Origin of the sequence: Aeromonas sp. A35_P (assembly GCF_002259925.1) — a bacterium.
Classification (GTDB): Bacteria; Pseudomonadota; Gammaproteobacteria; order Enterobacterales; family Aeromonadaceae; genus Aeromonas; species Aeromonas dhakensis.
Map to the genome: position 1 here is coordinate 1 of NZ_NEVB01000120.1, position 5,359 is coordinate 5,359.

4 protein-coding genes are annotated in these 5,359 nt (G+C 63.8%); 3 read left to right on the forward strand and 1 reads right to left on the reverse strand.

Annotated features, from left to right (window positions below):
• The first annotated feature begins 136 nt into the window (after positions 1-136).
• Together CAK78_RS08725 and CAK78_RS08730 are read left to right on the forward strand one after the other, a co-directional pair.
• A complete protein-coding gene (locus CAK78_RS08725; RefSeq protein ID WP_094697029.1) occupies positions 137-1,207 on the forward strand; it encodes an isopenicillin N synthase family dioxygenase in 1,071 nt (356 codons plus the stop codon).
• Between the two features lie 106 nt (positions 1,208-1,313).
• Positions 1,314-2,477: a trans-sulfuration enzyme family protein gene (locus tag CAK78_RS08730; protein WP_094697030.1), complete on the forward strand. Its 1,164-nt coding sequence runs from the start codon at positions 1,314-1,316 to the stop codon at positions 2,475-2,477.
• A gap of 93 nt (positions 2,478-2,570) precedes the next feature.
• Here CAK78_RS08730 and CAK78_RS08735 read toward each other — a convergent pair whose 3' ends face one another.
• Positions 2,571-4,952: a M16 family metallopeptidase gene (locus CAK78_RS08735; protein WP_094697031.1), complete on the reverse strand. Its 2,382-nt coding sequence runs from the start codon at positions 4,950-4,952 to the stop codon at positions 2,571-2,573.
• A 199-nt stretch (positions 4,953-5,151) separates the two neighbouring features.
• On the opposite strand from CAK78_RS08735, the gene CAK78_RS08740 reads away from it, so the two are divergent.
• On the forward strand, positions 5,152-5,359 hold a 208-nt coding region (locus CAK78_RS08740), incomplete at its 3' end, for a transposase (protein ID WP_141214138.1).

Consider the following 5,359-nt stretch of genomic DNA (forward strand, 5'->3'; position numbering starts at 1 on the left):
AACAGTAGCATCTCCCTCAGTCCAAATGACGCCATTCCTGGCAACAGGGCCGCGGCCGGTTTATCGGTCAGGGCGTCGTCGTTTTCATGTCAGGTGCGCGGGTAACCTCCCGCCCCTGGCCAGTGAGGAGGTGCACATGGAACATTCACCACTGCCGATCATCGATCTCGCCGCCCTCGATGGCGCCCCCGAGACCCGTCGCCAGATGCTGGCCACCCTTGGCCGGGCGGCCCGCGAGGTGGGCTTTTTCTATCTGGTCGGCCATGGCCTGAGCGAGCAAGAGCAGCAGGAAACCCTGGCGCTGGCGGCCCGCTTCTTCGCCCTGCCGCAGCAGGAGAAGCTGGCGGTGCAGATGGTGCACTCCCCCCACTTTCGCGGCTACAACCAGGTGGGGGCCGAGCTCACCCGGGCGCGGCCGGATCTGCGCGAGCAGTTCGACATCATGCATGAAGAGGCCGCCCTCGAGGCCACCAGCCTGCAGCACCCCTGGCAGCGGCTGATCGGCCCCAACCAGTGGCCCGCCGCCCTGCCCGACATGCAGGCGCAGCTGCTGGCGTGGCAGGAGAGGTTGAGCGCCATCAGCCTCACCCTGCTGGCCGCCTTCGCCGAGGTGCTGGAGCAGCCACCCGGGGTGTTTGACGACAGCATTCGCGGCGCCCCCTATCAGCACATGAAGCTCATTCACTACCCGGGGCAAGCCGAGGGTGGCAACGGTCAGGGGGTAGGCGCCCACAAGGATCCCGGCTACCTGACCCTGGTGATGCAGGATCATCACTCCGGGCTCGAGGTGGAGACAGCGAATGGCTGGATCTCGGCGCCGCCCCTGCCGGGCGCCCTGGTGGTCAATATCGGCGAGCTGCTGGAGCTCGCCTCCAACGGCTACCTCAAGGCCACCCTGCACCGGGTGCAGAGCCCGCCGCCCGGGGTATCGCGCCTCTCCTGCGCCTTCTTCATGGCGGCGCGGCTGGACGCCACCGTGCCGCTGCTCACCCTCTCCCCCGCGCTGGCAGCCCAGGCACAGGGGCCGGAGAGCGACCCGACCAACCCGCTCTTTTATCAGGTGGGGGAGAACGTACTCAAAGGGAGGCTGCGCTCCCACCCGGATGTGGCGGCCCGCCACTATGGGGTCACTCCAGATTCGGCCAACCCGCAGATGACAAACGGGCAAACTACAAAGCGCGAACGGCGCGAGCCACAACTCGCCTGACGCTGCCATACCTAATAGACGGGGGGCGCCGCGGCGCCCCCTTCAAACGACACAAGCAGATGACACAAACAGTTGGGCCACAGCCTGGCAATGACGGAGTAACACGATGAAATTCAAGACCATGAGCGTGCACAGCGGCCAGCGGATCGATCCCCAGACCGGCGCCCTCACTACCCCGCTCTACCAGAGCAGCACCTTCAGCTACTTCAACGCCCAGGCGGGCAAGGAGCGCTTCGCAGGTCAGGCCCCCGGCTTCATCTACAGCCGCTTTGGCAACCCCACCACCGCCGAGCTGGAACAGAAGCTGGCAGCACTGGAAGGCGCCGACGAGGCGCTGGTGGTGGCGAGCGGCATGGCGGCGGTGAGCGCCATCATGTATGCCCTGGCCGACAGCGGCGATGAAGTGGCCTATATCGGCCCGCTCTATGGCGGCACCGATGCGTTTCTCAAGCAGACCTTCAGCCGTGCCGGCATCAAGGTCACCGCCTACGAGAGCGATCAGGATCTGCTGGCCAATATCCGCCCGGCCACCAAGGTGGTACTGTTCGAAACCCTGACCAACCCCACCCTCAAGGTGGTGGATCCGCGGGTGGTGGTGGAGGCGGCCCGCAAGGTGGGCGCCATCACTGTGTGTGACAACACCTTCCTCACCCCCTACCTGCTGCGCCCGCTCGAGCTCGGTGTCGACATCGTGATGCACAGCGGCACCAAGTACCTGGGCGGTCACGGCGACATCATCGCCGGGGTGGTGGCAGGCTCACATGCGCTGATGAAGTCGATCCGTACCGTGGCCCTCAAGCACATCGGCTCCCCCATTGGCCCGCAGGAGGCCTACCTGCTGCAGCGCGGGGTCAAGACCCTGCCCCTGCGCATGGATGCCCACCTGCACAATGCCCAGCAGGTGGCTGACTTCCTGGCCGCCCATCCGGCGGTGAAGAAGGTGATCTACCCGGGTCTTGCCAACCATCCTGGCCACGATGCCCTCGGCGCCTTCGCCAGCGGTTTTGGCGGCATGGTGAGCATCGAACTGGAAGGTGGATTTGAGCGCTGCGCCACCCTGCTCGACAACCTGCAGCTGTTCGTGCAGGCGGTGAGCCTGGGGGATCTCGAGAGCCTGGCCTGCCATCCGGCCAGCACCACTCACGCCGCCATGGACGAGGCGAGCCGCCTCGCCGCCGGGGTCAATGACGATCTCATCCGCTTCAGTATCGGGGTGGAAGATGCCGACGACCTGATCGCCGATCTGGCCGCCGCCCTGGCCCTGATCTGACCGTTCACCTTTTTGAGCGCAAAAAACAGCCCGCCCCCTGCTAGGGGGCGGGCTGTTTTGCTTGCGGCCGTTGCCCAATAGGGGCAAACCCGCTTAAGGCGTGGCAGAGAGGCGCTGCACCGGCCAGCCCAGTGCAGCCAGCTCGGGGGCCAGCACCTTGGCATCCCCCACCACCAGGATCACCATGTCGTCGGGATCGAGCCAGCGGCGGGCCAGCTCACGCAGGGTAAAGGGGGAGAGCTGGCTCACCTTCTGCACCTGCTGCTCCACATAATCCTGCGGCCACCCTTTGAGCAGAATGGGTTGCATGTAGGCCACCTCCTGCGGCAGCGTCTCGTAATCCAGCGCCTGGCCATTGAGCACCCGATCCCGCAGGGTGCGCACCTCCAGTCGGGTCGGCCCCAACCGTTGATACTTGTCGAGCTCCTGCAGGATCTGCCGCAGGGCTGCCCCGGTTACCCCGTTGCGCACGCTGCTTTGCAGCAGGAAATAACCCGCATCGGCATTGCCCTCGAAGGTGGAGCCGATAAAGTAGGTGTAACCCAGCTCCTCGCGCAGCCGGATGTTCAGCCGCTCGGCCAGAGAGACATTCATCAGCCGGGTCAGGTACTGCTCGCCGAAGGCATCTTCCGCCATGGCGGGCTGCAGCACCAACTCCCGTACCAGGGCCAGCACCGCCTCGAAATGGGAGGTGAGCCCCTGAACCTCGATGGAGCTGTGCTCCTCACCATGTTCGAATCTGATGGTGGCCCCCAGCTGGCGTGCCCGCTCCTCGATGCTCGCCTCCTGCAGCCGTTCGCTGCCAAGGGAGAGCATGATGTCGGTCAGGGTGGCAACCCCGCCCTTGCCCTCCGGCTCGGCCCGCTCCCCTCCCGGCCAGTTGATGCTCATGGCAAAGGCCGGTACCTCGTCGTTGTAGTGACCGAGCAGAGAGACCCGCTCACCCAGCTTCGCATGCCACAGGGTCGGCATGGGCACCGGCAAGGCACCGCCGCTGGCCGGCTCCTGGCGCCGATCCAGGGTCTCCTTGATGGGTCTGGGTGCCAGGGCCGGCGTCGGCCGGGCCAGCGGCAAGGGGGGCGGCTCGACGAAGTTGGGGTTGCCAGCCTGCCATTCGGGATGGTCGGCCGGCACCACGCTCAGCACCACCCTGGGCTTGTTCAACACATAGCGCGTCAGTGCCCGCTGCAGATCGGCCGGCGTCACCCGGGCAAGGCGTTTGAGGTTGCGATACTGGAAGTTGGGATCCTGATACAGGGTATACCCTGTGCCCAGCAGCTCCGCCTTGCCGGCCACGCTGTCCAACGGCCAAATCCGTTTGGCACGCAGGGCATTGACCGAGTGCGCCAGCTGCTCGCGGGAGACCCCGTCGCTGGCGAGCTGGCCGATGACCCGGTCGATCTCCGCCTTGACGACGCCAAGCTCGGCCCCCCTGGCCAGATTGGGGATGGCCTGGATCATCAACTTGCATGCCAGCACATTGCATTCATGGCTGGCAAAGACGGAGACCAGTCTGCCGCTTTGCTGCAGCTCTCGCTGTAGCAGGCCACTGGCCGAGCCCCCCAGCTGATCCGCCAGCAGATCGAGGGCCTCGACCCCGGGATCATTGGCAGAGACGGTCGGATAGGCCAGCACCAGCATGGGTTCGGCCACCCGATCGGTCAGGGTGCGATAACGGCTCTTTTTCAGCGTCACCGGACGCACCACCGGCCGAGTCTGGGCCGGTGCGGCGGGCAAGGCCCCGAAATAGCGCTCGACCCAGGCCAGTGTCTGGGCCGACTGGATGTCGCCACCGATCACCAGAGTGGCGTTGTTGGGCCCATACCAGCGCAGAAAGAATTGGCGCACGTCCTCCAGGGTGAGGCGATCCAGATCCGCCGCCCGGCCAAACGGCGTGTTGAAGTAGGGGTGGTTGGGCGGGTACAGCGTGCGATTAAGCACCTCATAGAAGAGACCATAGGGTTGATCTTCAATCAGGTTGGCGCGCTCGTTCTTGATGATGTCGCGCTGCACATCCAGTTTCTGCTGATAGAGGGTATCGAGCAGAAAGCCCATGCGATCGGCCTCCAGCCAGAGCACCTTCTCAAGCTCATTGGCCGGCAACGTCTGGAAATAGCGGGTCTGATCCTCCTGGGTCCAGCCGTTCACATCCTTCGACCCCATCTGCTGCAGCAGGCGGTTATGCCCCTCCTCTCCCACGTGAGCCGACCCCTGAAACATCATGTGCTCGAACAGGTGAGCCAATCCGGATTGGCCCGGCGCCTCTTCTTCCAGCCCCACCCGGTAGTGGACCGCCACGTGCACCAGGGGATCGGAGTGATCCTGGGTCAGGATCACCGTCAGGCCATTGTCGAGCCGATATTGCTGATAGGGCACGATCAAGGGATCGGCCACTTTTTTCTGCTCCTTGACCAGCACCGGGCCAGCCAAGGCCAATACACTGAAGAAATAGAGCAAACTCCACACGACTCTCATGTAATTTCCCAATTCTCGAACCTGAACATTATTATGGGTCACCGCTGCTGCCCTTCATCGGTCTCGCAGCAAGGGGAAACGGCGACGGCACGCCATGGGCGTGATGCGCACGATTGAGCATATGAATACCTGATTACCCATGATTAGCAGTCACCCCGAACTATACTGATCTTATGCACAGTTATCGAGGAGCGAGATCATGGCCAAAAGCAAAGTCCAATTCCAGAAAGGCTACAGCCTGTTTGAGCTTCTCAAGGACTATGGCACTGAAGCTCAGTGCGAAAACGCGTTGTTCACTTGGCGTTTTCCTCACGGCTTTGTCTGCCCTGAATGTGCCAACAAGACCTGTTGTCACCTGAAAAGTCGGCCACGCGTGCTGCAATGCAATCACTGCCATCACCAGATGT

Excerpts from the sequence above, each read along its gene's own strand:
- CAK78_RS08725 (WP_094697029.1), top strand. The coding sequence starts at position 137 with ATGGAACATTCACCACTGCCGATCATCGATCTCGCCGCCCTCGATGGC.
- CAK78_RS08730 (WP_094697030.1), top strand. The coding sequence starts at position 1,314 with ATGAAATTCAAGACCATGAGCGTGCACAGCGGCCAGCGGATCGATCCC.
- CAK78_RS08735 (WP_094697031.1), bottom strand. The coding sequence starts at position 4,952 with ATGAGAGTCGTGTGGAGTTTGCTCTATTTCTTCAGTGTATTGGCCTTG.